The following is a 25254-nucleotide window of genomic DNA, read 5'->3' on the forward strand; positions in this document are numbered from 1 at the left end:
TTACTTACTGCTACCTCTAATGAGCGTTGCAACCATCGTAATTAATTCGGCTGGCTCTACAGGCTTAGCTAGATGTCTCTGAAAACCTGCCGAGACAGCCTGCTTGGAGTCACTCTCACCAGCATAGGCAGTCAAGGCGATCGCTGGAATCTGTCCTCCTTGCTCTGGCGGCATGGCTCTGATTTCACGCATCAACATATAGCCATCTTTTTCGGGCATTCCAATATCACTCACCAGTAAATCTGGCTTCAAGAGAGCTAGTGCTGCTAGTGCCTCTCCTGCCGATGCCACTGCTGTCACCACTGCCCCACACTCTTCAAGTGCGAACGTGACAAATTCCCGTGAATCAACATCATCATCTACAACCAGAATCTTTAGCTCACTTAAATCTAGGGGACAATCGGGCTGAGTGCCGTCCTCTTGTGTCTGAGAGGGAATCCTCTGGAGCGGTAGCCTGAGGGTAAAAATTGCCCCCTGATCTTCTCCAGGACTCTCTGCCCAAACAGTCCCGCCGTGGAGTTCTACCAAGTGACGGACGATCGCTAAGCCCAATCCCAATCCACCAAATACCCTTGTAATACTGCTATCCGACTGACGGAAGTAATCAAAGACATGGGGCAGAAAATCCGGGCTAATCCCTTTTCCTGTATCAATAACTTGAATTTGAGCCTGAGAGTCAACGCACTCCAATCGCACTTCCACTCGACCTCCATCGGGTGTGAATTTAACGGCGTTGGAGAGCAAATTCCAGACCACTTGCTGCAAACGGTTTGGATCGCCTGCAACCAGCCCCACAGAGGAGTCAATCACACTCTGAATCTGAATCGACTTAGCTTGAGCTGCCAAGCGCACCGTTTCCATCGCCGCTTCAATTGTGGTTGTCAGAGCAACCGGACAGACATTCAAACTGAGCTTGCCTCGCAGAATCCGAGAAACATCCAGCAAGTCTTCAATCAGTTGAATCTGCAACTTAGCATTGCGCTCGATGGTTTCTAGAGCGCGATCGGCAGTTTTCTGATCAAATGTGCGCGATCGCAGAAGTTTTGCCCAGCCGAGTATGGGATTGAGTGGCGTTCGCAACTCATGGGAGAGGACAGCGAGAAACTCATCTTTGATGCGATTTGCCGCTTCTGCTTGTGCGCGTGCCTCCTGTTCGCGAGCGAGTAGTTGGTTGCGTTCGTCTTCCGCTTGCTTGTGCTTAGTAACGTCGCGCATGATTTTCGCAAACCCCCGCAGCTTTCCCCTCTCATCTCGTAGAGGTGTGACGATGCCACTCCCCCAGAAACGGGAACCGTCTTTCCGCACATGCCAGCGTTCATTCTCAGCCCGACCTTCTGCCTCTGCCTTGTCTATTTCCCGCTTGTCTTCGCCCTGCTCCCGGTCTTCAGGTGTAAAGATAATGGAGCCAGATTGACCCAATATCTCGGCTTCCTGATAGCCTAAAATGCGTTCTGCTCCTAAATTCCAACGGGTAATACGCCTCTGGGTATCGAGGAAGAAAATGGCGTAATCTTTGACATTCTCCAACAACAGGTGGAACCGCTCTTCACTTATCCGCAGCGCCTCTTCTGACTGCTTGCGATTGCTGATATCCCGAAAATAAATCGAAAGCCCTTCTGCACAGGGATAGGCGTGAATTTCAAACCATTTATTTAACGGCGGGTATAACTGTTCAAAATCAACCGTGACCCGACCTACCATCGCTTGCTGAAATTTTCGCTCAAACGCCGTCCCCACCGCCTCTGGAAACGCCTCCTGCCAAACCTGCTTGCCAAGCAGTTCTTCACGAGGTGTCTGCAAAAGCCGTCCTGCTTCTTCATTGACGTAGGTGAAGTACCAATTGCGATCGACAGTGGTGAAGCCGTCAGTAATACTTTCGAGAATGCTTGTGATTCTCTCCTGTGCCTGATGTGCTTCATCGCGTGCCCTTGCCAATTCCTCATTGGCGGCTTGTAGCTGTCTATTGACCTCCTGTAACTCTTGCGCCCTCATATAGATGTCGGCTTCCATGTGCTCGGTACGTTTTTGCAACGCTTCGCTGAGCTTGTGTTCCTTGATTTCCTGCTGCTTGAGGCGGATGAACTCCGTTACGTCCTCGACACGATGGATGATATAGGTGAGCTGTCCGTCCGTTCCAAAGACCGGTGAATTCACGGGACTCCAATATCGTTCTTCAAATCCACCCCCCTCGGATTCGGGGCGAGGAATGTCGTACTTCTGCACTGCCATTGTATGCGACGCCCGATTTTGCCGCACGCTCTCCAGTGAGGCTCGCAGGTTACGAACTCCCGTAGCAGTTGGTTCGTCAGGATTATTAGGGAAGACATCAAAAAGGCTACGTCCCAGAATCTCCTCACGTTTCGTCATCGTTGCCCACAAGTAAGCATTACTCGCCGCCACGATTGTAAAATCTGGTGTCAATACAAGATATGAGCCTGGTGCTGACTCAAACAGAGCTTGAAAGTCAGGTGTTGGCACAGAAGTTGAGCTGTCGGTCATGGTTGACTGAGCATTGCTTCTACTTGCTTTCTTTGTTAAGGAGAATAGCTTCATAGGACGAGTCTCACGAGAAACGGGTACTAAAGCTAGAGCTTTAGTTTTAGCACGGCTGGCTTTTACGCTTTTAATTACTCTAGATAATTGTGCGAGCGCCTTCCCAACGCCAGGAACTACCGTTGGATAGGAAACGGGTTCTCGTCCAAGACTTCCTACCTGCGTTCCTCAGATACGGGTTCTGCTCCGCACTAGGGAGACCCTTTTGCTACAAGTTGAATTATCAATCCCTAGGCTCCTGAATTTGAGGCAGCAATGCATCCTCCAGACGCGAATTGCTTTCCTATAACAGAAAAACGATTAAGTTACTGTATTCCTTTACACAATTTGCATTAACAGAATAGCACATCTCCAGATAGATAGGTGGAAAGGATCAGGAATGGTAAATTTGGATACATATACAAGAGAAATGCCTATTTATTCATTTGGTGAAGATTAGTTAAGAAATAGAAATGATCATGCTCAACGCCAAACCATCAAAAGAACACTTGCAATTAGGCTCTTCAATACCAAATTTAAAGCTGTTGCAAGCCATTATTAACAAATTTTTAGAAAATACCGAAGAGTTTTTTACGTCTTACTTGGAGAAGACGGGAAAGGCTTGGTGGGTTGAAATTGTCACCAAAAAGCCCGACTGCACTTACTACTTCGGACCGTTTGCTTCTCACAGGGAGGCTCAAGTTTCTCAACTCGGCTACATTGAAGACTTAGAACGGGAAAGACCCCAATTAATTGCGATCGAAATTAAGCAGTGTCAGCCAAAATATCTCACGATTTTTGACGATGAAGGGAGAGAGAAAATTGACAGGAATATTTCACGAGACATTAGCGCTTAGTTAATTTATGGCGGAGGTGGCAAACTCCTAATCCGCCATAATATGAACTAGCCTAAAATCCTCTTTTCTAGACTCACGCTACCTCTTTTGCGGTTTCTTGGACGATGAAATCGACGACATCCTCTAAACGCCCTGTTCGCTTATAAACTTCACGCTGCCGTGTTGCGCCCGTCCCGCGCTGCATCGTTTCACGCACAAGAGACGAAACTTCCTCCCATTCTCCATACTCCTCAAGCGCTGGTCGCACAAAGGTGAGAAAGCTCTCAACCAGCTCACGCGATGGGACAGTTTTCATAGTGCCAACGTCGATTAAATCCTCATCTAATCCATACCGTGCCGCACGCCAGTGAGCAGCGCGGATCAGCTCGTGGCGCACAGCGGGAAACGGTTTATCATGCATCGCTTGTTCGTAACACGTTCGTGCTAAAGCACGCACAAGCCCCGCCACCATTACCGCTTCGTCCACTGTCTGGCAGACATCCGTGACTCGAAACTCTACTGTCGGGAAGCGCTCTGACATACGCACGTCCCAGTAAATCTTCGTCGCCTCCTCTACACTTTTCGTCTCCACCAGAGCTTTTACAATCGCTTCGTACTCGGCTATTGACTCAAAAATGAGCGGCGGTCCGGATAGGGGCCATCGGCTCCAAATCTCGGTACGATAACTTGCATAGCCTGTATCCGTACCCAACCAGAAAGGTGAGGATGCCGACAGCGCCAGGAGTGGGGAGAGCCACACACGGGAACGGTTCATCACCTGGATGGCTAATTCGCGATCGCTTATTCCCACATGCACATGACAGCCAAAGATGACCAGCTCGCGTGTAAGTTGTTGATAATCTCGCATCAACGTGACATAACGTTCTTTGGATGTGATCTGCTGTTCATCCCAGTGCGAGAACGGGTGCGTCCCGGCAGCCGCGATTTGGTTTCCGTCTTTTTCGGCTGCCGCAATCACTTCCCGCCGCAAACGGACTAGCTCAGAACGCACCTCTGCTAGTGTTTTACAGATTGGTGTACCAATTTCAATTTGCGATCGCTGAGCTTCCGGCTGCACTTCTTCACCCAGTGCTTTCTGGGCTAGAGGGAGAACTTTTTCTACACGCGAACACAACTCACGCGTCACGGGGTTGATAATTTGATATTCTTCTTCGACACCAATGGTGAATTCTTCAGTCTGGGATGACATGCCTGGTGTCTCCTTTGCTTAGAAAGCGAACCCTGTCTACCGGGAGCCGCAACTCTTGTGTCAATGGCAGCTATCCTACCCTCGAATTCTCCACGGCTTCCTTATGCTTAAGTTAATCGCTACTACAGAGCATTCACATATACCGGATGACATAAAGCGAGATCGCTTTTAGGGCGGAAGCACTTACTCAACTGATAACCTGATTGGAAGTGAAGTTCGTTCACCCCCATGAACTCAGAACATCCTGCATCTAGAGCCTTACTCGCCTTCCTTGAATCAGAACTATCTCAGAATCGCGCTCTTGGCGATTACCAAACCATGCTGAGGGCGCTATGGAACAAACGAGAAAATCCCGCCTTAACTCAGACTCCAACAAAATTGCCAGTGGGGTATCGGAGTCTTGCTGTACGAGAGTATGTGCGCCAAAACTTCGGCGCTTTACTGCCGTACTGGGGGCCAACTGCCATTCGGGGCGATCTAACCGAGAAGAAAGCGCATATCAGTACTTTTATTAGCCTTGTCAACGAATTACCTAACGATGCTGCTGAAATTAATAGAGTATTCGAGTCGGCTGCGAAAAGGGTGGCAGATCACATTAATGCCAAGTCTCCCATTATCCAATTACCAACGGCTGGTAAACCGCAACAGATATTGACCCAGTTGCTTGCTACAAAAAGCCGAGGCAGAGTTCAGCAAGGCGTCGTATATGCACTGCTAAAATTTTTATACGATGGAGTTCCTAATATCACCGTGCGTACAAAAGCAGTATTTGCTGGCGACGCCCAAAGCGGACCAAGAGGTGATGTTGAGGTAATTGAAAATGACGGTAAAATTCGGTCGGTATTCGAGGTTAAAGCTCAACGGCTTAATCTATCTATTTATGAAGAAGTTGTCCGCACCCATAGCGTCACTGGAGAGCGCGATTACCCGGTTTTTATTCTGGCTGATAATTTTCAAGCTGATTTGTTTGAAGAATACCAAGACGTTTTTATTATCAGGCTTCGAGACTTCTGTCTCACTATCTTGGCAGAGATTGTTTCATCCAAGGGCTTGTCCTCGGATGAATCAATTCGCCGTGTATTAGACGTTTACAACAGCGATTTTTGCGACCTGATTCAACAAGACAGAACGCTGCGAGTTGACTACTAAATGGCGCTTGATTTCGTGACCAACCCAAGCGACAACAGGCACTGCAACAGCATCCCCAAAAGCATAGCGACCAACGCTCTGGTTTTCTGGAATCCAAAAGCTATCTTCGACTCCTTGAAGGCGTCCATACTCTCGCGCTGTCATATATCGCATTTTGATTTGAACGGGTGACACAACGATGAGAATTTGCCGACTGCTACCACCCGATCCAGTTCGCAAGCAACCAGCAATTCCGTCGTCTCGTGTCTCCAGGCAAACTAAACCTTTACGCATCCGGCGGTAAGCCGTTAAGTACACAGTTTTTCCGCTTGTTCGCGCCAATTGCTTTGCGTTCTCTAAGCGCTTTTTGCTGTTGTCCCTGATGTAGGATAACTCTCGTATCAGCTCAGTATCCTTAAACCACTTCTGGTGGTCGTTTGTCTCCACTAAGTCGGCTAAAATTGTCTTCCTTGTTGGTAAGGGCGATAGCTCCAAAAAGTTCCAAGATAAATCTGGGTTAGCGATAATCAGCTTTTGAACAGCTAGCGGACGGCAAGGATGCTGGAAATAAACACTGTGATTATCCTCCAGGGTCTGAGTTACTCTTCTAGATTCAGATGTGTTCAAACCGATAATGAAAACACGCGGACGGCTTTGCGGTACGAAGTAGACCGCATTAATAATCAGAACATCACATGAATAGCCTAATTTGTTAAGTGAAAAAATAACTTCTCGAATATCCTTTCCGTTACCTGAGTTCAAAAGACCAGTAACGTTCTCGATCAATACTGCTTGCGGCAGTCGTTTCTCAGTGGCAAGCTCATTTAGGATACGAATGAATTTAAAGAAGGTGGTGCTGCGATCGCCTGTCAAACCTTGACGGTTGCCTGCTAAGGACAAGTCTTGGCAAGGAAATGAGGCTGTTACCAGCGTGACATCTGGAATATTACTGCCGTGAAGATTGGCTATATCGTCAATCTGAAGGTGAACATTGCCGAAGTTTTTGGCGTATATTTCACCTTTAACTTGATTAATATCATTGGCAAACACGCAGTTAAAGCCAACCTGCTCAAGCCCCTTACGCACTAAACCTATGCCTGCAAAAAATTCAGCAAATTGCAGGTGGTTTTGACGGGTGGCTGATTGCAAAGTTTCAATCACTAGGAAATCTTCTGCTCGGTTTCCATACAGTATCACAAGCGCCATCAACTGCTCACTTGACTAAAGCAGTTGTCACAAAGATTCTGGCTCATCTTTGTTTATCCTCTTTGTTCAGAGACGATAACTTCATGCGCCGACTCTCGCGAGAAATGGGCACCAAGGCTGGGGCTTGACTTTCAGGCTTACTTTCTTTCAAACTGACAACGACCTGTGAAAGTTGTGCGATCGCAGGAGCCTCAAATACACTACGCAAAGGTAACTCTACCCCAAAAGCATCGCGCACCCTAGAAACAAGCTGAGTCGCCAGTAAGGAATGCCCCCCTAATTCAAAGAAATTGTCGTGGATACCCACCCGCTTCAATCCCAAAACAGAAGCAAAAATTTTCACTAGCACTTCCTCAACAGCCGTCCGAGGCGCAACATAACTTCCTGCTAATTCTGATTTAATCGGCTCAGGTGTCGGTAAGGCTCGTCGGTCTACTTTACCATTCGGCGTCAGTGGCAACGCCTCCAGCACCACAAAAGCGGAAGGCACCATGTACTCAGGCAGCTTTTGCGCGAGATAAGCCTGTAACTGCGGCACCAACTTCCGCATTGCCTTCGCTTGCAAGGGATTATTGGCATAGGATTCCCACGGACGTAACTGTTCCTCTGGGTGGGATGGGGAGATGAGGGGCGAATTTTCCCACTCTTCCTGTTTCCTCGTGTGACAGCTTACAAATAGAACATCGTAGCGTCCTTCCGTACCGGAATCAGACCAGCGTATATCAACGCTGTAGGGTAATTCTTGACCCATCGCCCGCCAATCCTCTGGTTCCACTCCCCAATCTGGGAGTTCGCGCAATGCTCTGTGAAACTGAGCTACTGTTTTAAATTCTTCTGCACCGGAGAGCCATTGTGCCGCCTTAACGGCTGTCATCACCCGCGCATTAGGGATATGAGTAATGCCTAATATCTCTGGTTGGTTTTCCACTAATAACTGATGTACAGCAGATACGGTTAAGTTATTTTCGTACCAGTCTAGCCACTCAATAGAATCCCTCCCCAGCCCTCCCCGCAACGGGGAGGGAGCCGGAGTCTTCTGACTTTCTGGTGTTTCGGGAGGATTGAGCTGGAGTTTTAGGGAGGAGGTTTTTCTAGAATTTGTTTCAGTCCCAATATGAAGAATCACATTGTACCGAAACTGAGTCATCTCATTTTGCGCTCGGCCCCGCATTAACTGAAGTTGTACATCGCTAATTTGGGGAAAATTCTGTTTTAATGCCTTGAAGAAAGCGGGATCAATCACTAATTCCGTCTCTTGGAACACTTGCATTTGTACCTGTTGCTGCAACTGTTCGCGGGTGAGAGAAGATTCTGCTTGATGCAGTTGCACGCCGGCATGAAACGCTGATAACAAGGGGAGACTCCGCACATCGCCAATGAAGATAAAGCCACCGGGAGCTAACACCTTCACAGCACCTTCCAGGACATTCATCAGATAGTCAATACTGGGAAAATATTGGACAACAGAGTTCAAAATCACCGCATCAAAGGCTGCTGCCTCCACTCCCTCAAAGTCAGTTGCCATCCTCTGAAGTAGCCTTACTTGGGGTAGGGGTACGGCATGTTCCCTGACATGGTGTTGGATATACTCAAGTGACGCCCGTGAGAAATCCGTTGCCCAATATTGAGTGCAGTGAGGGGCAATTTGGTATAATAATAAACCCGTGCCGCACCCAATTTCTAGCACTCGCTTTGGTTGTAAAGCCAGAATCTGCGCGGATTGGTTGTTCACCCATTCACGCATCTGCTCTGCTGGAATCGGTTGACCGGTGTAGCTGCTATTCCAACCTACAATGTTGAATGTTGAGTCGGCCTCAGCCGTCGATTGCTCATAAGTCTCGTTGTACAGCATCTGCCATTGCAACACTTGTTCATCCTGCAATTGGCTTTCTTGGGTCTGCTGTTGAATATCTTCAGCCTTGAGTACAACATAAGCCACTAAACGCTTTTCCTCTGCATCTTCACGAGTGGTCACTACGTTTTGTTGCACGGCTGGATGCTGAGTTAAGACTGACTCAATTTCACCTAATTCGATGCGATAACCGCGAATCTTGACTTGCTCATCGAGGCGACCTACAAATTGAATATTACCATTGGGTTGATAGCGAACTAAATCGCCTGTTTTATAAAGACGATATTCTGAGTTATGGCTAAAAGGATGAGGAATAAATCGTTCAATTGTTAAATCGGAATGATTGAGATAACCTCGCGCCAGTCCATCACCACTAATGTACAATTCACCCATAACGCCAATCGGTACAGGGTGTAAATATTGATCCAAAACGTAAATTTGTGTGTTGGCAATGGGGCGACCCAATACAGGTATTACGGGCATATTGCCATACGCCCCCACTGTCTCTTTAACAGGAACAATGCCGGATGTGGCAACAACTGTAGCCTCCGTAGGGCCATAGTTATTCACAACCTGAAAGGGGTGGGAAGCGGAAGGATAATGATGAAGCTTGTCTCCTCCTGTGAGTAAGAGTCGTAAAGCGGTATTATTCAACCCATCTAATAACAGAAATTTCTCGGCTAAAGGGGTTGGTAAAAAACTAATTGTGATGGCTTGGGATACGAATTCATCCCGTAATCGCTCAGGGGAGCGTCGAATTTCTTCATTCGGAAAATAAATACTCGCGCCTATGCTGAGATAAGGCCAAATTTCCCACCCACAAGCATCAAACGCAAATCCTGCAATCTGGGTGGCTCGATCAATTGCTGAAATGGCAAATGCTTGTTGATGCCAAAAGACCAGATTTAACAATCCACGATGTTCAATTTGAACTCCTTTCGGCTTGCCTGTGGTGCCAGAAGTGTAAATAACATAAACGAGGTTATTTAATGTAACGCGGTGGGTTAGATTATCTGCATTTTCTTGGGCAATCCTTTCCCTATCTGTGTCGAAACAAATAACTTGTGGCTGATTCTTGCCAATCCGCTCAACCCACTGCTGCTGAGTTAATAAAACTGGCAATTGGGCATCTTCTAGCATCACGCTCAATCGCTCAGCCGGATAGCTAGGGTCTAAAGGTAAATAAGCTCCTCCTGCCTTGAGAATGCCTAATATCCCGACAACCATTTCTGGTGAATGATCTAGACAAAGTCCGACTAAAACCTCCGCCCCAACCCCTTGTTTTTGTAGGTAATGAGCTAGCTGATTACTCCGATTATTCAACTCCCGATAACTGATTTCTTGGTCTGCAAAAACCAAGGCTACAGCATCAGGTGTTTTTTCGACTTGAGCTTCAAATAATTGATGAACGCATCTATCTTTGGGATACTCTATTTGAGTATTATTCCATTCCACTAATAATTGATGCCACTCCGCTTCATTTAATAGCGGTAAGTCTGCCAGTCGCTGTTCGGAATTGGCAACAATACCCTCTAGCAAGGTTTGGAAATGGCCTAGCATTCGGGTAATCGTGGCTGCATCAAATAAATCAGTGCTATACACCACAAAACCACTGATGCCTTCTGAGGTATTAGCTCCTAGACCCTGATTTGGCTTTCGCTCCCACAGATGAAATTCCAAATCAAATCGCGTTGTTCCTGTATCCACAAATTGCAGTGGGCTTAGGGTTAATCCGGGTAACTCTAGGGTTTCCATGGGTGCATTTTGCAGGGCAAACACCACTTGAAATAGGGGATTTTGGTTTAAACTCCGCTCCGGATGCAGTTCTTCCACCAACTTTTCAAAAGGTAAGTCTTGGTGAGCATACGCTCCTAGTGCCACTTCTCGCACTCGACTCAACAATTCCCGAAAGGTGGGGTTACCGGTTAGGTCAGTCCGCAACACTAAGCTATTCACAAAAAAGCCAATTAACCCTTCAATTTCACTCCGGTTACGATTGGCAATGGGCGAACCTACAGCAATATCTTCCTGTTGCGTGTAGCGATAGAGTAAGGTTTGAAACGCCGCCAATAAAGTCATGAACAAGGTGACTCCTTCCCGTTGGCTCAAGGCTTCGAGTGCCTCGCTCAGATTTTTCGGTAATTGCAGAAATTGCGTCGCACCTTGGTAAGTTTGCACTGCGGGTTTTGGTCGGTCACTCGGCATATTTAGCACAGAAATGCCGTCTAACTGCTGCCGCCAATAAGCCAGTTGAGTGGCTAAGATTTCCCCTTGCAAGCATTCACGTTGCCAGTAGGCAAAGTCTACATACTGAATGGGTAATTCAGGCAGGATGAAGGATGACGAAGAGTTGGTTTGACCTTCCCTCTCTAGATAGGCACTGTAGAGTGCGGCTATTTCCCGAATCAGCACCCCCATCGACCAACCATCGGAGACAATGTGGTGCAAAATCATCAATAGCACATACTCGGCTTCATCCAATTGCAGTACTGTTACTCGCAGCAGTGGACTTTTGGATAAATCGAAAGGGCGCTGAGCTTCTTGGGTGATTCGTCGTCGTACTTCATTCTCGCGTTCGGTTTGGGGGTGCGATCGCAAATCGATTACAGGTAAGGATAAGGTTAAGGTGGGTGCGACTACCTGAACCGGTTGCCCTTGCACCGTGACAAAAGTAGTGCGTAACGCTTCGTGACGCCGCACAATTTCGTTAAATGTCTCCTCCAGCGCTGCTAAATTGAGCGAACCGCTGAGACGTACTGCGGCTGGGGTGTTATAGAAGGCATTGTTAGGGACTAACTGGTCGAGAAACCAAAGTCGCTGTTGAGCAAAGGAGAGGGGAAGCGTGCCTTCCCGCGAGATGGGAACAAGGGGGGTAGAAGAGTTGCTGCTAGTACGATTAGCGGCTCTTAGAAATGTAATAATTTCTGCTTTATGCTTTTGTATTTCTGCACGAATTTCTGGTGTTAGAGTTCCTTCAGGGGCGTTGCAGCGCAGGCGGTCACTCTCAACAAAAACCTGAATGTCTAAGCCACGAAGGTAAGATAAGAACTCAACTGTTTTCAAAACTAAATCTCACTCACTAGCAAGATAACTTGCCACTTCCAGAAAACTTAGTCATCCTCCATGAGGAAGAAGCTATTTACGGCTCCCTCTTGAGGCTTTTGCCCATCAACCAGGATGCGATCGCTTACTCCTCTTCCAGCTTTACCTCTCCGCCGCAAGAAGGCTCCCGTCATAATCTCCGATTTGGCGGGGAGATGAATTGCGGTCAGGATATATGGTATGATTACGCTAATTATACCAGCGTAATCATGCTTGTATTTGAGGCAAAACTTGAGGGACAAAAAGGGCAGTATGAGCGGCTTGATGAAGCTATTCGTACTGCTCGTTTTGTTCGTAATAGCTGCATCAGATACTGGATGGACAACAAGGGAACTGGCAAATACGAACTGAGTGCGTATTGCGCTGTTCTTGGTAAAGAGTTCCCTTGGGCTAGCAAACTCAACTCCCAGGCTCGACAAGCATCGGCTGAACGAGCTTGGTCTGCTATTTCTCGCTTCTACGACAACTGTAAGAGAGGTAAGCCAGGAAAGAAGGGGTTCCCACGCTTTAAGAAGCATCAAACTCACGGCTCTGTTGAATACAAAACAACAGGTTGGAAGCTGTCGGAGGATAGACGAACTATCACTTTTAGTGATGGGTTTGAAGCTGGAAGCTTTAAGATGTGGGGTACTCGTGACTTGCATTTTTACCAGTTGAAGCAGATTAAGCGCGTTCGGGTTGTTCGTCGCGCTGACGGGTACTATGTTCAGTTTTGCCTTGATGTTGAACGGGTGGAGAAGCGGGAACCAACAGGGAAGACCATTGGGTTGGATGTTGGGTTGACTCATTTCTACACTGATTCTGATGGGCAAACAATTGACAATCCTCGGCACTTGAGGAAGTCCGAGAAAGCACTCAAGCGTCTTAGCCGTCAGATGTCTAGAACTCAGAAGGGTTCTAACAACAGGGCTAAGAAAAGAAATCGCTTGAGCAGAAAGCACCTCAAGGTAAGTAGGCAGCGTAAAGATTTTGCTGTGAAATTGGCAAGATGCGTTATCCAGTCTAACGACTTGGTTGCCTACGAGGACTTGATGGTGCGGAATATGGTCAGAAATCGAAAACTGGCTAAGTCCATTTCTGATGCTGCATGGTCTAACTTCCGTAACTGGTTGGAATATTTCGGCAAGGTGTTTGGGGTGGCGACCGTTGCTGTCCCTCCCTACAACACCAGCCAGGACTGTTCTAGCTGTGGGGAAGAAGTTAAGAAGTCTTTGAGTACAAGAACTCATCAATGTCAGCATTGTGGGTTTGTTTTAGACAGAGACTGGAACGCAGCTATCAACATACTTGAAATTGCACTTCGTACCGTGGGGCACACGGGAACTAACGCCTCTGGAGACATCGACCTCTACTTAGGTGAGGAAATCCTCACTAAAGCTCCGGCTCTAAGCAAGCCGAGTCGAAGAAAGAGGAAAGCCAAGAAGTAATTCTTGGAATCCCCCACTATATTGCGTTAGCAATTAGCGGTAGGAGGATGTCAAACTATGAACGAATAGTACAAAGTCGTTTGGCAGAAGGATGCTTGACTTAGCCAAAATCGAAGCGATTGCGAAATCCTACTCTCCTCAAGAACTCTTTGCGGCACTGGTTTGGCAACGTCAGTTCAATGAGTTTGATGGCGAGGAAGTGATTACTGACCTTTCTAACCATCCTTCTTTATGGGCTAGCTTTCTGTTTACCAAACCCATCTTTGCACCCGATGAAAATGGTCTGAGCTTTGGTGGCGTAATCGATACACTTCTGGCAATGGCAAACTATCGTCCTATGCCTGAGACGAGCATCATCCATTTCATCCCCTATCCTGCGGATACGCTATACATCCTGACAGAGAACCAGGACACAGCCGTGTCTCAGCTTTTGGACTTGGGCAAAAAGTGGCGGGCTGACTCGGTAGAGGTGAGTGATGGTTCAAATGAGGAGTATGGTTTGCGGCTCAAACGTCGATTGAGGGCGCGATTGGAAGGAGCGTTATGGGGTGAGGACGTGCAACAAGACCGCGATGCCGTTGTGATTTCCTACTGGTGGGATTGAAGGATACTGCTGTTTGAAAGAGTAGATTATTAGTGATTGGGGTGATTGCAAGCGCGGTTAGCTGAGAATAGGGCAAGTTATAACCTTTAAAGATGGGTTAGACGTGGGAGCGATCGCCTGCGCTAAGTTGAAATGACAGGAAAAGAAGATACGTTCCCAACAAGTAGAGAGAGTAAGCTAAAAGTATTGACTCAGGCAAGGATAGCCGGAGGTGAACGCCATGCCCCCACTACTGAACAAAACCACCGACCAACGCATTGTTCATCATGGAACGTGGGAACAGTTCAAGTTCATCCAAAAGGGCTTTGATGGTTCTCCTGGGGTGCGGCTGTTTTACTATGATGGGGCGATTGAGATTCTCATGCCCGGACAAGACCACGAAACTTTTGCTCGCGTCATTGGTTACTTAGTAACTACCTTTCTGGTCGAGCAGGGAATCTTCTTTAAGCCCACAGGGGCAATGACTCAGGAAAAATCAGGAGTTGTCTCGGTTCAAGCAGACGAGTCATACTGCATCGGGAGCGTAAAGCCAATTCCAGATTTGTCGATCGAAGTTGTCTTCACCAGTGGTGACATCAGTAAGTTGGAACGCTATAAAGCTTTGGGTGTTCCAGAGGTTTGGTTCTGGGAAGATGGATTGCTGAAGCTCTATCATCTTCAAGGCAATAGCTATGAACCCATTGATCGCAGCCAGCTACCCGGACTCAGTGAACTCGACCTTGATTTGCTCAGACGCTGCATTTTGATGGCGGAGACTGACGCGGGAGAAGCCATTAGAGCATTCCGCAAAGAGATTTAGCGCGATTTGAAGCCAAGAATTCTAGCAGAGGCGCTTCCTATGACGATTCTTTGAAAGTGCGATCTGCGCTAGGCTAACGCCTCGCTAGGCTAACGCAGCAGCGCTTCGCTATCGCGTTTTGACAGGATGAGAGGGTGTAATGGTGTTAGAGGGTCAGCATGAAAGTTAGGGAAGTGATTAAGCTAATAGAAGAGGATGGTTGGTATCTAGCATGAACTAGGGGCAACCATCGTCAGTTCAAGCATCCAACCAAGTCTGGTTTAGTCACAATTGCAGGGAAACCATCTGATGATGCGAACACCTGGCACGTTAAACAGCATCTTGAAGCAAGCTCAACTCAAGGAACACAAGAAAGCAGGAGAAGAAGAGTAATGCGCTATGCGATTGTGATTGAAAAGCTAGAGAGCAACTATTCAGCTTATGTTCCAGATTTGCCTGAATGTGTCGCAACAGGTGCAACGATTGAGGAGATAGAACAACAGATAAAAGAAGCGATCGCTTTTCATTTAGATGGTTTGCGAGAAGAGGGTTTACCCATTCCCGAACCAACTATTCTGTATGAATATGTTGAAGCTTGCTGAAACACTTGCGAAATAACCCTAGAGACTAATGTACCGTCTCAGTCTAATAAGTAGTTAGGTTGCTTTAGTTCTCGGTTAGGAGAGTACTTGCGTGGTATTGGTGATTAGCCAGAAACCAGGTTGTTTAGAATATTTTTTCTACTCCTAGATCTGAAAGTTTAACTGTTTGCACTATCAGCAGTAATTTTATGCCTAATAAAATACATGAGATTTTTGAAGTCTCTGAGGAAGCTCTAAAAAAAGAGGGAGTGTTCAACGGATTTATAGATATTGACTCAAAGTTTTATATTGATCCACATCTTCTTGAATCTACAAAGGTTCCAGAACTTGAGAACTCATACCAGAGCTTCAAAAACCACTTCACAAAAATCATTCATCTTCTACAAAAAATAAAGAGTGATGAAGATAGATTCTTTCGTGCTGCTCACAAAGAATTGATATTTCCAGAATTGCCATTTGTGTCTTTAGGATATTCCACAGAGGGCACGTCAGGTAGTGGCATTGGATCAGGGATAGCTTTAAATCTAACCAAGACAGCTTGGGAAATCGTACAAGCAGGCATAACTGATCCAGTTGTCTTTGAGCTAGTCGGACTTATTGAAGAAAATATTGGCGCAGATCGAATCAGCGACATGACGCTCCACATCATCTATTTAGATTTGCTAGCTTACTCAGAGCGAGTTGCTAAGAATCTCAATTTAAATACTTGTTATAAAAAAGTACGCAATAGGGAATTTTGGCTTCCAACAGTTCCAGGTAGTAGTCCTACCGTATTTATTCCCCACGAAATTCTAAATGATCTTCCCGTTGCGTATGATTTAGGGGATATTGACCGTGTTTGTGCTCATAACGAAGAATTACGTAATCGTGTTAATGAGATTATTGGGGATTCGTGGAAAGATGCCACAGGGAAAAGAAGAAGAAGAATAACGAAACGTGAGTTGAAGCATATTCTCCTCCATTGCCCTGAAGTGCTGCGGGATTTAATTGAACAATACAAGAAAAAAACCGCTTATGACTTTGATAGAGATCCATCGGGGCAGCTTATATGGTACGACATTGCGAAAAAGTATGCCAATCTATTTCCACTCTTGTTAGATGTGGAGAAAGTGACACCTGACAACATTCTTCAGGTGGTTCTCAAGATATGTAATCACTTTAAAGCCTTGGTTGAGGCTAATGGATTAGCTGTACATTTCTGGAATGACTCAAAAAGCTTAAGAAATGAACGCTTTGCACAACTGCTTTTCTTTGGCATAGCAGATGCCTACTGTAATGCTCACAATCTAGATTTAAGTAGAGAACCTAATGCAGGTAGAGGGCCTGTTGACTTCAAAATCTCTAGCGGTTATAACACACGAGTAAATGTTGAGATCAAGTACACCTCAAATGACATCAGCTCAGGTTATAAGAAGCAACTTCCTATATATAATGCTGCTGAACGAACACAATACAGCATTTTTTTGATTATCAAAACCACTGAGTCTACCAAAGCTTTAGACGCTCTAATCAAGTTTAGGCAAAATGAAGTGACTAGTGGTAAGAGAGCACCAGAGATATTTGTTGTTGATGGAAGAATTTATCCCTCTGCAAGTAAAGTAAAGTAGCAGCAGCAACCTCAACTGATGCTTCTCACACCCTACCGTTGACTTAAACTGCCACTCCATCCGATGGCAGGGTGACTCGGCATCAGGAGAAGCGTGAAGCGAAGCTATCGCGCTAGCGAATCGCTCATTCATTCCCTCCCAACTTTTCCAGCAACGCTTGCCACGCCTCAATCTGCTGCTGCAACTGCTGGATGCGATCGCGCTTGCAGGATAAAGGGATGCGATCGCGTCCGACAGGATAACCTCACCCAACAAGCTACAAAGAGTAAGCTAAAAATTAAACAACTTTACTAAAGACAACCGGAATCAGTAAAAGAGTTATGACCCCGCTGAATATTTCGCTTCCTGAGACCATTCAATCGTTTGTCGAGCAACAAGTCGCTAAAGGAGGTTACAGCAATGTATCCGAATACATCCTGCACCTGATTCTCCAAGAACAAGCTAAAGCTGCACGAGTTGAGGCATTATTACTGGAAGGCTTGGATAGTGGCGAACCGATAGAAGTAACCGATGATTGGTGGGAGCAAAAACGCATTCAGTTAATGCAAGGACTTCAACAGACTCAGGAATGCGAATAAATACGACAGTGCTGCGATCGCGTTTTGGCATGAGGTGAGGAGATGCGATCGCATTTGGTATGAGGTGAAGCTGCGATCAGGGATGTTAGGAAGGGCGATCGCAGGAATAATAATGGGTGACAGAAACCGCTAATCATGAACCAATGCCTGAGATTATCTGGACATCCTATCTTCGTTACCGTGCAACCCAAAGAGATTTTGACCTTGACCTGATTGAAAATATCCTACGGTTCTCTAGCGAACGATATTATGATGTAGAAACAGATCGGGCGATCGCAGTTGGAAAGCATCGTGAGCAGCTAGTTTTAATTCCTTATGAACAAAGCGAAGACACGATTACACCGATTACAATTCACACCACAACCCGGCAGCAAATTCGATTTCGTCTAAAAACTGGGCGGTTTATCACAAATGTCTGACAACAAGCAACCATTGCCACAAATGAACTACTTCAAAGAAGAGGATATTCTTCATCTGCTAATCTCCGAAGAACCAGAATCAGCAAGTGTTGAAATCAGTCCAAATATTACGGCTGAACTCAATGCAGACGGGGAGTTGATTGGTGTGGAAATTCTCAATGCCAGTGCTTACATCCGAGATTCTATTTTAGAATCTGTTCACGGTAAGTTGTTGAACTTGGTTCGCAGTGAAGTATAGTGCGATCGCCATTTTATAGAGTGCGATCGCATTACCAAATAATCTGGTTGTTAGCTAAAGTGCGATCGCGTTTGGCATGAGGTGAAGCTGCGATCGCGTTTGGCATGAGGTGAAGCTGCGATCGCATTTAGGATGAGGTGAAGCTGCGATCGCGTTTTGGCATGAGGTGAGGATGCGATCGCATTTAGGATTAATGTCACTGACTTAAGAGCCTTGAAATAAATTTCAGGCTCAAAGCTCAAGTAAGCTAAAGCTTACTGGATGAGCTTTTTAACCCGTTTTAACCCGTTTTAACGGGTTTTAGCTTTGACGCCGAACTTTAGTTCAGGGTTTATCTGTACCTTTCTATCAAAACTCCACATCTTCTCGCTCATTCCTTGTAGAATTAGCCGTATCCTGACCTTGAGCCGCCCAACAAATTGTTTCAATATGCTTAGCTAAACTCGCCACAGTTGGAGCCTCAAACAAAATACGTACAGATAACTCCACTTGAAAGGCATCACGTATCCGAGAAGTTAGTTGAGTTGCCAGCAGAGAATGACCCCCTAATTCAAAGAAATTATCGTAGATACCGACCTGTTGTTTTCCCAAAATCTGACGCCAAATTCTCGCTAATTCTTCCTCGATGCCAGTCCCCGGTGCCACATAATTTTGTTCCGTATCCAGATTAAATGTATCGACCTCTGGTAGCAGACGACGATTGACTTTACCATTTGGTGTCAGTGGCAGAGAGTCTAGCATCACGTAGGCTGAAGGCACCATATATTGTGGTAACTTCTCGTTCAAAAATTGGCGCAACTCACTCGATTTTGGATTGTTCACTTGCTCGTTAAAGACAATGTAGGCGACCAAGTGTTTATCATCCGGTACGTCCTGCTGAACTATCACCACTGCCTCTCTCACGGCGGGATGCTGATTGAGTACGGATTCAATTTCTCCCAACTCGATACGGAAACCGCGAATCTTGACTTGATTATCAATTCGACCTAAAAACTCGATGTTGCCATCTGCTCGATAGCGGGCTAAATCACCTGTTTTATAAAGGCGCGTTCCTGGCTGGGCACCCATTGTAAGGGCACCCATAAAGGGTGCCCTGGGAATGAATCGTTGAGATGTTAACTCAGGACGGTTGAGATAGCCTCGCGCCAGTCCATCACCACTGATGTACAACTCTCCTGGAATGCCGATGGGTACAGGCTGAAGCTGCTCATCGAGTAGATAAATTTGCGTGTTTGTAATGGGGCGACCTATGGGGATAGATGTTGCTTCTTCCGACACATCTTGCACCTGATAAAAAGAAGAAAAAGTTGTCCCCTCTGTTGGCCCATAAACATGAATTAATTGCTGTGGCGCTCCCTTTTTTTGAACCTTTCTTACCCATCTAGGATCGACCGATTCACCTCCAAATAACAAATATCGCAATGAAGCAAAAGCATGGGGAACATCTCTGACAATCTGTTGGAATAAAGCGGTGGTTAAAAATAGAACAGTAATGCCTTGTTGTTGGAGTTGTAAGGCAAAGTCGTGGGACGAAAGCAGGACATCTCGGCTAATTCCCACAAGCTGAGCGCCATGAAGCAGTGCGCCCCAAATCTCAAAGGTTGCAGCATCAAAGGAAGTATTCGAGACTTGGGCAATTTTATCGGAAGAGTCTAACTTTATATAGTTCGTATTGCACACCAATCGATTCACCGCTTTGTGCGGGATAGCCACTCCCTTGGGTTTTCCGGTTGAGCCAGAAGTGTAAATAACGTAAGCTAAATTGTCACTTGTCACGCCGCTGCTTGGGTTTTCTGAACTTTCTTGGATAACACGATTCCAATCTGTATCTATACCAATAACTTGTAATTTTTGTGTGCCAAGACGCTCAACTAAATGCTGTTGTGTTAATAACACTGAAGCTTGAGCATCCTCAAGCATAAAATTCAGGCGTTCTTGGGGATAATTGGGGTCTAAGGGTAAATAGGCTCCTCCAGCTTTCAGGATAGCCAACATGCCCACAATCATCTCTACAGAACGCTCTACACAAAGTCCCACTAAAACATCCGAACTGACACCCTGTTTTTGCAAGTAATGTGCTAACTGGTTACTACGGCTATTCAGTTCTTGATAAGTCAATGACTTATCATCAAAGATAACTGCGATCGCATTAGGATTGTGTTCGACTTGCTCCTCAAATAACTGATGGATACAGCGATTTTGGGGATAATCTGCAACGGTATCATTCCATTCCCCTAATAACTGCTGCCGCTCCGCGTCCAACAGGAGTGGTAAACTGGCAACCCTCGTTTGGGGATTCGCCACAATCCCTTCTAGCAGTGTTGTAAAATGTCCTACCATTCGCGTAATCGTGGCTGCATCGAATAAATCCGTGTTGTACACCACCACGCCTCTAATTCCTTCGGAGTGTTTCCATTCCTCCCCCCACAGACTTCTGAACCCTCCTGAAGCATCCCAAAGGTGAAACTCCAAGTCAAAGCGCGTTGTTTTAAAGTCAATCGTCAGAGGACTCAGGGTTAATCCCGGCAATTCCAGCGCCTCCATGGGTGCATTCTCAAAACCAAACACCACTTGGAATAGGGGATGGCGGCTTAAAGCCCGTTGGGGATGCAATTCCTCGACAAGCTTCTCAAATGGCAAATCTTGGTGAGCATACGCTCCCAATGTAGCTTCCCGTACTCTACCGAGCAATTCTTGGAAGGTTGGGTTGCCCGATAAGTCGGTACGCAGGACTAATGTATTGACAAAAAAACCAATTAACCCTTCAATCTCGCTGCGGTTGCGATTGGCGATGGGCGAACCGACGACAATGTCCTCTTGCTGGGTGTAGCGGTACAGTAGGGTTTGGAATGCTGCCAGCAACGTCATAAACAGAGTCACCCCTTGTTGTTGGCAGAGTTTCTCTAATCCCTGACTTAAACTTGGGGCGAACTCTAGAAATTGAGTCGCCCCTCGATAACTGGGTACAGTAGGGTTCGGTCGATCCGTGGGCAGATTCAGTCGGGGAATACCATCCAATTGTTGCCGCCAGTAGGTTAACTGAGTTTCCAGGACTTCTGTTTGCAACCATTCGCGCTGCCAATGGGCAAAATCGGCATATTGGAGAGGCAGTTCTGCCAGAGGAGAAGGCTGATTTTGAGCAAAGGCGGTGTAGATAGCGCTTAATTCCCGAATCAGCACTCCGATAGACCAATCGTCGCAGATAATATGGTGCAGATTGAGCAATAGCACATGGTCTGTCTCCTCCAGCTTCAACAGGAATACTCGCAGCAACGGGCCAGTGGCAAGATCGAAAGGACGTTGAGATTCCTCGCTCACCCATTGCTTGGCTTGGAGTTCCCGTTCCCCGGCGGGACAATGCTGTAGGTCGATGACTGGCAAATTTAGGGTGAATCGGGCGGCACAACTGCCCAAGGGAGAGGCTGACGCATTCGCGAAACTGTCGGCAGGAATCATCTGAACGAGTTGCTCTTGGGCTATCCCAAAGCGGGTGCGTAAAGCTTCGTGCCGACGTACAATTTCGTGGAACGTCTGCGCCAAGGCACTGAAGTTGAGTGAGCCGGTCAAACGCAGCGCTGTTGGAACATTATAGAAGGTATTGCCCGGTACTAATTGGTCAATGAACCACAGCCGCTGCTGGGCAAACGAGGCGGGGAAAATAAAGACTTCTTCTTCCTGCTCCATAAAACTGATACAAAACCGGACATAACCGGATATGAGGTTTACTTACTGCTTCGTCCAGGGCTGTCGGCAGCTTCCTGTCCACAGTCGTTAAGTTCCGGAGAAGCCCTCCGTACTTTTTCAGGGGGTGCATATTCCAGATTTAGTGAGGCGTTGAAATCGCGACACTTCACCGAGCCGCACCCTTGGCAATGAAAAACCCTATCGCTTAACTTCATCGGCTGAACGTGTCCACATTCTGAACAAGTCTTTGATGAAGGGAACCAACGGTCTACTAACTCAACAACTGTGCCAAACATGGATTGCTTGTAGGTCAGTTGTCGCCTAAATTCGTACAATCCCAAATTACTGATTGCATCAGCTAGTTTTGAATTAGCCATCATCCCCCTGACATTCAGGTCTTCAACCCTAATACGGTGGTATTTCTGGCTTATTTCGGTTGTTAGATTTTGCAAGAAATCACGTCGAATATTAGCGATTCTGGCGTGAAGTTTAGCTACTTGCTTGTAGTACTTTTTGGCGCTGTTAGAGGCGGGTATTCCCTGCTTTTTATTGCCTAGTTGTTTGTTGCGATTACGCCACTGCAATTTGGCAAGCTTGATTTTCGCTTGTTTGATGGATGCAGGGGCTTCTCTGGTTGTCCCGTCGCTAAAAGTGGCGAATGTCTTCACTCCTAAATCAATGCCGACTTTCTCCACTTCATGCAGTAAAGGGGGGACTTTTTCGGCGTGGATGGCAAACGACACATACCACTTATCCGCTTGACGGGACACCGTGAAAGTTTGGCTGGCACAGGTGAATGGAACGGGTTCATACAGTCTAAATGTTCCTAGTGTAGGGATTTTGATTTTGTGAAGAGCGCTAACGGTGACCAGCCCGTTTGATGAATCGACGGTAAAGGAATCTCTGTCTTTTTTGCGCTTGAAGGTTGGGAATTTTCCTAAACCCTTAAAAAATCGATTTAGTCCATTTTTCAATGCAATCAAAGCGTTTTGGTAAACACGAGATGAAAGTTGATTCATCCAGGCAAAATCAGGCTTCTTTTTGGTTAGATTGGTTAGAACCTTGCGAATGGCTGAAAGTTTTTTGGTCAAACCTCCTTTGATGTCCATCACTTGCTTGTACAGACCTAGCCCGTAGTTGTAGACAAACCTGGAAAAGCCAGCATGTTTCGCCATCAAAGTGCGTTCTTGGTTATTTAGTTTGAGTTCGAGCTTAATGGCATACATGGCTGGAACGTCCTAGCTTGTCTTGAAATTTATGGAGAATCGATTTACTAGGGCTTACTCCCTACCCCCAAAAAACCTTAACATCTTAAAGTACGGGAATCTTGTTTTTCCGAGACGCGATCGCTAGCAATGCCCATTGATTTTCGTAACATTAACACCGTCTGGGCTTCCATCCTGACGGAAACCCTGAAACGCTTAGGATTGACCACCGCCGTCATCTGTCCAGGGTCACGTTCAGCCCCTCTCGCTGTCGCTTTTGCTCAACAAAACGAGATAGAATCGATACCGGTTCTGGATGAACGTTCAGCTGCTTTCTTGGCCTTGGGAATCGCTAAGGCCACTCAACGCCCGGTTGTCCTCGTGTGTACCTCTGGCACAGCCGGGGCGAACTTCTACCCCGCGGTGATTGAAGCCAGGGAAAGTCGGGTTCCGTTGCTCATCTTAACTGCTGACCGTCCCCCGGAACTGCGAGATTGCCATTCTGGGCAAACCATTGACCAACTCAAGCTATATGGTCATTACCCCAACTGGCAAACTGAGTTATCGTTGCCTTCTGTGGGAATTGGTCGATTGAGATATCTACGGCAAACCCTGGTTCATGCCTGGGAACGCGCCCTATTTCCGACTCCTGGCCCCGTTCACCTGAATATACCTTTCCGCGACCCCCTCGCGCCCTTACAGCAACTTGATCCGGATACCCTCCCCTCCCCGTTTGAACTCGAAGAGTTTTTCACGGATTTATCCCATTCCCCATTACCGATTACCCCTTCCCCATACCCCAGTCCCCACTCAGAATGGCAACAATGCGATCGCGGTATCATCATCGCGGGTGTAGCCCAACCTCAGCATCCCAAAAACTATTGTGATGCGATCGCACATTTATCCCAAACTCTAGGATGGCCTGTACTCGCGGAAGGACTCTCACCCGTGAGAAACAATGCAGACATCAACCCTTATCTGATTTCTACCTACGACTTCATCCTGCGTAACCCGAAACTGACGCAACCCCTCACACCTAAAATGGTGATTCAAATCGGGGAACTCCCAACGAGTAAGGAACTGCGTACCTGGTTAGATCAAACCCAACCCCAACGTTGGATCATTGACCCCAGTCATCATAACCTTGACCCCCTGCACGGCAAAACCACCCACCTGCGGACAACAATTGAACAACTGGTTACGACTCTTCCCCCCATTCAAAAAGCGAGGGATACTGTTGGCGAATTAACTGACGGGTCAGACCCCTCCCCAACCCCTCCCCTAAGAGGAGATGGGCTTTCCGGCACCCCCTTCCCTTGCAGGGAAGGGGGCAGGGGGGTTAGGTTTTCCGAATTCGCCAATAACATCGGGAAGTTATGGGAACATCCAACCTCTGGCTACCTAAAGCAGTGGTGTGAACTTGAAACCCAAGTTAGGTCAGCGGTTGACCAGAAAATGGCTACGATGACGCAATTATTTGAAGGAAAAGTCGCCTGGTTACTCTCTCAAATTCTCCCACCGGAAACACCCTTATTCATTGCCAATAGTATGCCGGTGCGGGATGTCGAATTCTTTTGGAAACCCAACAAGAGAAGGATTCAACCCTTTTTTAATCGAGGTGCTAACGGGATTGATGGCACCTTGTCCACCGCTTTGGGTATGGCTCACCGGAATCAAAGTAGTGTCATGCTCACGGGGGATTTAGCCTTGTTGCATGATACCAATGGTTTCTTACTGAGAAATAAATTTGTCGGTCATTTAACCATTGTTTTAATCAACAACAATGGCGGGGGTATTTTTGAGATGTTGCCGATTTCCAAATTTGACCCACCGTTTGAAGAATTCTTTGCCACACCCCAAAACATCAACTTTGCACAATTGTGTGTGACTTATGGGGTAGAACACCAATTGATTGAATCTTGGGAGCAGTTTAAGGAATTGTTAAACCCACTTCCGGCGGAGGGAATTCGAGTTTTGGAGTTGCAAACTAACCGCAACGCTGACGCTAAATGGCGCAAAGAGTATCTCGTAAAGTTGGCATCGGGTCTTAAAATCATCTAGAGCGACGAGCCGAAACTTATTAGACCTCTTGCAAAAGTCTAATTTCCCTCCTTGTATGAGTTCCCGCTCAATCTCTCTGATATGAAGGAATATTTCTTGCTCCCTGGTGTTAAGGATTGATGCCAGAGGTCTATTAATAGACCTCTCCGATAATTAACCTGAAAGCCTTCTAGCAAGGTCGCTGA

At 46.7% G+C, this 25254-nt stretch carries 20 protein-coding genes; 12 read left to right on the top strand and 8 right to left on the bottom strand.

Going from position 1 to position 25254, the window contains the following annotated elements; all coding sequences use genetic code 11:
* Entirely contained in the window at window positions 1-2499 is a 2499-nt protein-coding gene (locus NDI48_06530) for a PAS domain S-box protein (GenBank protein MEP0830864.1), read from the bottom strand.
* A gap of 635 nt (window positions 2500-3134) precedes the next feature.
* Here NDI48_06530 and NDI48_06535 point away from each other — a divergent pair.
* Window positions 3135-3389 (top strand): DUF1816 domain-containing protein, encoded by a 255-nt coding sequence (locus NDI48_06535; protein ID MEP0830865.1) that lies wholly within the window; start codon window positions 3135-3137, stop codon window positions 3387-3389.
* A 73-nt stretch (window positions 3390-3462) separates the two neighbouring features.
* Here NDI48_06535 and NDI48_06540 read toward each other — a convergent pair whose 3' ends face one another.
* Window positions 3463-4578 (bottom strand): carboxylate-amine ligase, encoded by a 1116-nt coding sequence (locus NDI48_06540; protein ID MEP0830866.1) that lies wholly within the window; start codon window positions 4576-4578, stop codon window positions 3463-3465.
* A gap of 228 nt (window positions 4579-4806) precedes the next feature.
* Here NDI48_06540 and NDI48_06545 point away from each other — a divergent pair, with 228 nt between their 5' ends.
* On the top strand, window positions 4807-5727 hold the full coding sequence (locus tag NDI48_06545) for a hypothetical protein (GenBank protein MEP0830867.1): 921 nt from the start codon (window positions 4807-4809) through the stop codon (window positions 5725-5727).
* On the opposite strand, the gene NDI48_06550 is transcribed toward NDI48_06545, so the two are convergent.
* On the bottom strand, window positions 5659-6912 hold the full coding sequence (locus NDI48_06550) for a DNA cytosine methyltransferase (protein ID MEP0830868.1): 1254 nt from the start codon (window positions 6910-6912) through the stop codon (window positions 5659-5661). The two genes, NDI48_06545 and NDI48_06550, sit on opposite strands and share 69 nt — an antisense overlap.
* 43 nt (window positions 6913-6955) lie before the next feature.
* Window positions 6956-11827, bottom strand: a complete 4872-nt coding sequence (locus NDI48_06555) for a non-ribosomal peptide synthetase (protein ID MEP0830869.1) — start codon at window positions 11825-11827, stop codon at window positions 6956-6958.
* A 248-nt stretch (window positions 11828-12075) separates the two neighbouring features.
* Here NDI48_06555 and NDI48_06560 point away from each other — a divergent pair, with 248 nt between their 5' ends.
* The 7 genes from NDI48_06560 (at window position 12076) to NDI48_06590 (ending at window position 17462) form a co-directional block, all read left to right on the top strand.
* Window positions 12076-13293 carry a transposase gene (locus NDI48_06560; GenBank protein ID MEP0830870.1) on the top strand — a complete coding sequence of 406 codons (1218 nt, stop codon included), beginning with the start codon at window positions 12076-12078 and terminating at the stop codon, window positions 13291-13293.
* Window positions 13294-13384: 91 nt separating this feature from the next.
* Complete coding sequence (locus tag NDI48_06565) at window positions 13385-13897, top strand: hypothetical protein (protein ID MEP0830871.1); 513 nt, start codon at window positions 13385-13387, stop codon at window positions 13895-13897.
* Window positions 13898-14117: 220 nt separating this feature from the next.
* On the top strand, window positions 14118-14696 hold the full coding sequence (locus NDI48_06570; GenBank protein MEP0830872.1) for a Uma2 family endonuclease: 579 nt from the start codon (window positions 14118-14120) through the stop codon (window positions 14694-14696).
* 371 nt (window positions 14697-15067) lie between these two features.
* A complete protein-coding gene (locus tag NDI48_06575) occupies window positions 15068-15277 on the top strand; it encodes a type II toxin-antitoxin system HicB family antitoxin (GenBank protein ID MEP0830873.1) in 210 nt (69 codons plus the stop codon).
* Between the two features lie 188 nt (window positions 15278-15465).
* A complete protein-coding gene (locus NDI48_06580; protein ID MEP0830874.1) occupies window positions 15466-16884 on the top strand; it encodes a hypothetical protein in 1419 nt (472 codons plus the stop codon).
* 93 nt (window positions 16885-16977) lie between these two features.
* Window positions 16978-17178 carry a hypothetical protein gene (locus NDI48_06585; protein ID MEP0830875.1) on the top strand — a complete coding sequence of 67 codons (201 nt, stop codon included), beginning with the start codon at window positions 16978-16980 and terminating at the stop codon, window positions 17176-17178.
* Between the two features lie 26 nt (window positions 17179-17204).
* Window positions 17205-17462, top strand: a complete 258-nt coding sequence (locus tag NDI48_06590; protein ID MEP0830876.1) for a type II toxin-antitoxin system ParD family antitoxin — start codon at window positions 17205-17207, stop codon at window positions 17460-17462.
* On the opposite strand, the gene NDI48_06595 is transcribed toward NDI48_06590, so the two are convergent.
* Window positions 17447-17599: a hypothetical protein gene (locus NDI48_06595; protein MEP0830877.1), complete on the bottom strand. Its 153-nt coding sequence runs from the start codon at window positions 17597-17599 to the stop codon at window positions 17447-17449. The genes NDI48_06590 and NDI48_06595 overlap by 16 nt on opposite strands.
* A gap of 6 nt (window positions 17600-17605) precedes the next feature.
* Between NDI48_06595 and NDI48_06600 the strand changes: the two genes are divergently transcribed.
* Together NDI48_06600 and NDI48_06605 are read left to right on the top strand one after the other, a co-directional pair.
* On the top strand, window positions 17606-17881 hold the full coding sequence (locus tag NDI48_06600) for a hypothetical protein (GenBank protein MEP0830878.1): 276 nt from the start codon (window positions 17606-17608) through the stop codon (window positions 17879-17881).
* Window positions 17874-18119, top strand: coding sequence for a DUF2283 domain-containing protein (locus tag NDI48_06605; protein MEP0830879.1), 246 nt, complete (start codon window positions 17874-17876; stop codon window positions 18117-18119). Before NDI48_06600 ends, NDI48_06605 begins: the two co-directional genes overlap by 8 nt.
* A 50-nt stretch (window positions 18120-18169) precedes the next feature.
* Here NDI48_06605 and NDI48_06610 read toward each other — a convergent pair whose 3' ends face one another.
* The 3 genes from NDI48_06610 to NDI48_06620 all read right to left on the bottom strand — a co-directional run bounded on the left by NDI48_06610 (window position 18170) and on the right by NDI48_06620 (window position 23029).
* Entirely contained in the window at window positions 18170-18319 is a 150-nt protein-coding gene (locus tag NDI48_06610; GenBank protein MEP0830880.1) for a hypothetical protein, read from the bottom strand.
* Window positions 18320-18467: 148 nt separating this feature from the next.
* Complete coding sequence (locus NDI48_06615) at window positions 18468-21803, bottom strand: non-ribosomal peptide synthetase (GenBank protein MEP0830881.1); 3336 nt, start codon at window positions 21801-21803, stop codon at window positions 18468-18470.
* Between the two features lie 38 nt (window positions 21804-21841).
* A complete protein-coding gene (locus NDI48_06620) occupies window positions 21842-23029 on the bottom strand; it encodes a transposase (GenBank protein MEP0830882.1) in 1188 nt (395 codons plus the stop codon).
* 129 nt (window positions 23030-23158) lie between these two features.
* Between NDI48_06620 and menD the strand changes: the two genes are divergently transcribed.
* A complete protein-coding gene (menD, locus tag NDI48_06625) occupies window positions 23159-25069 on the top strand; it encodes a 2-succinyl-5-enolpyruvyl-6-hydroxy-3-cyclohexene-1-carboxylic-acid synthase (GenBank protein MEP0830883.1) in 1911 nt (636 codons plus the stop codon).
* Window positions 25070-25254 lie beyond the last annotated feature (185 nt).

This window comes from Microcoleus sp. AS-A8 (assembly GCA_039962225.1).
In the GTDB taxonomy this organism is placed as follows: domain Bacteria; phylum Cyanobacteriota; class Cyanobacteriia; order Cyanobacteriales; family Coleofasciculaceae; genus Allocoleopsis.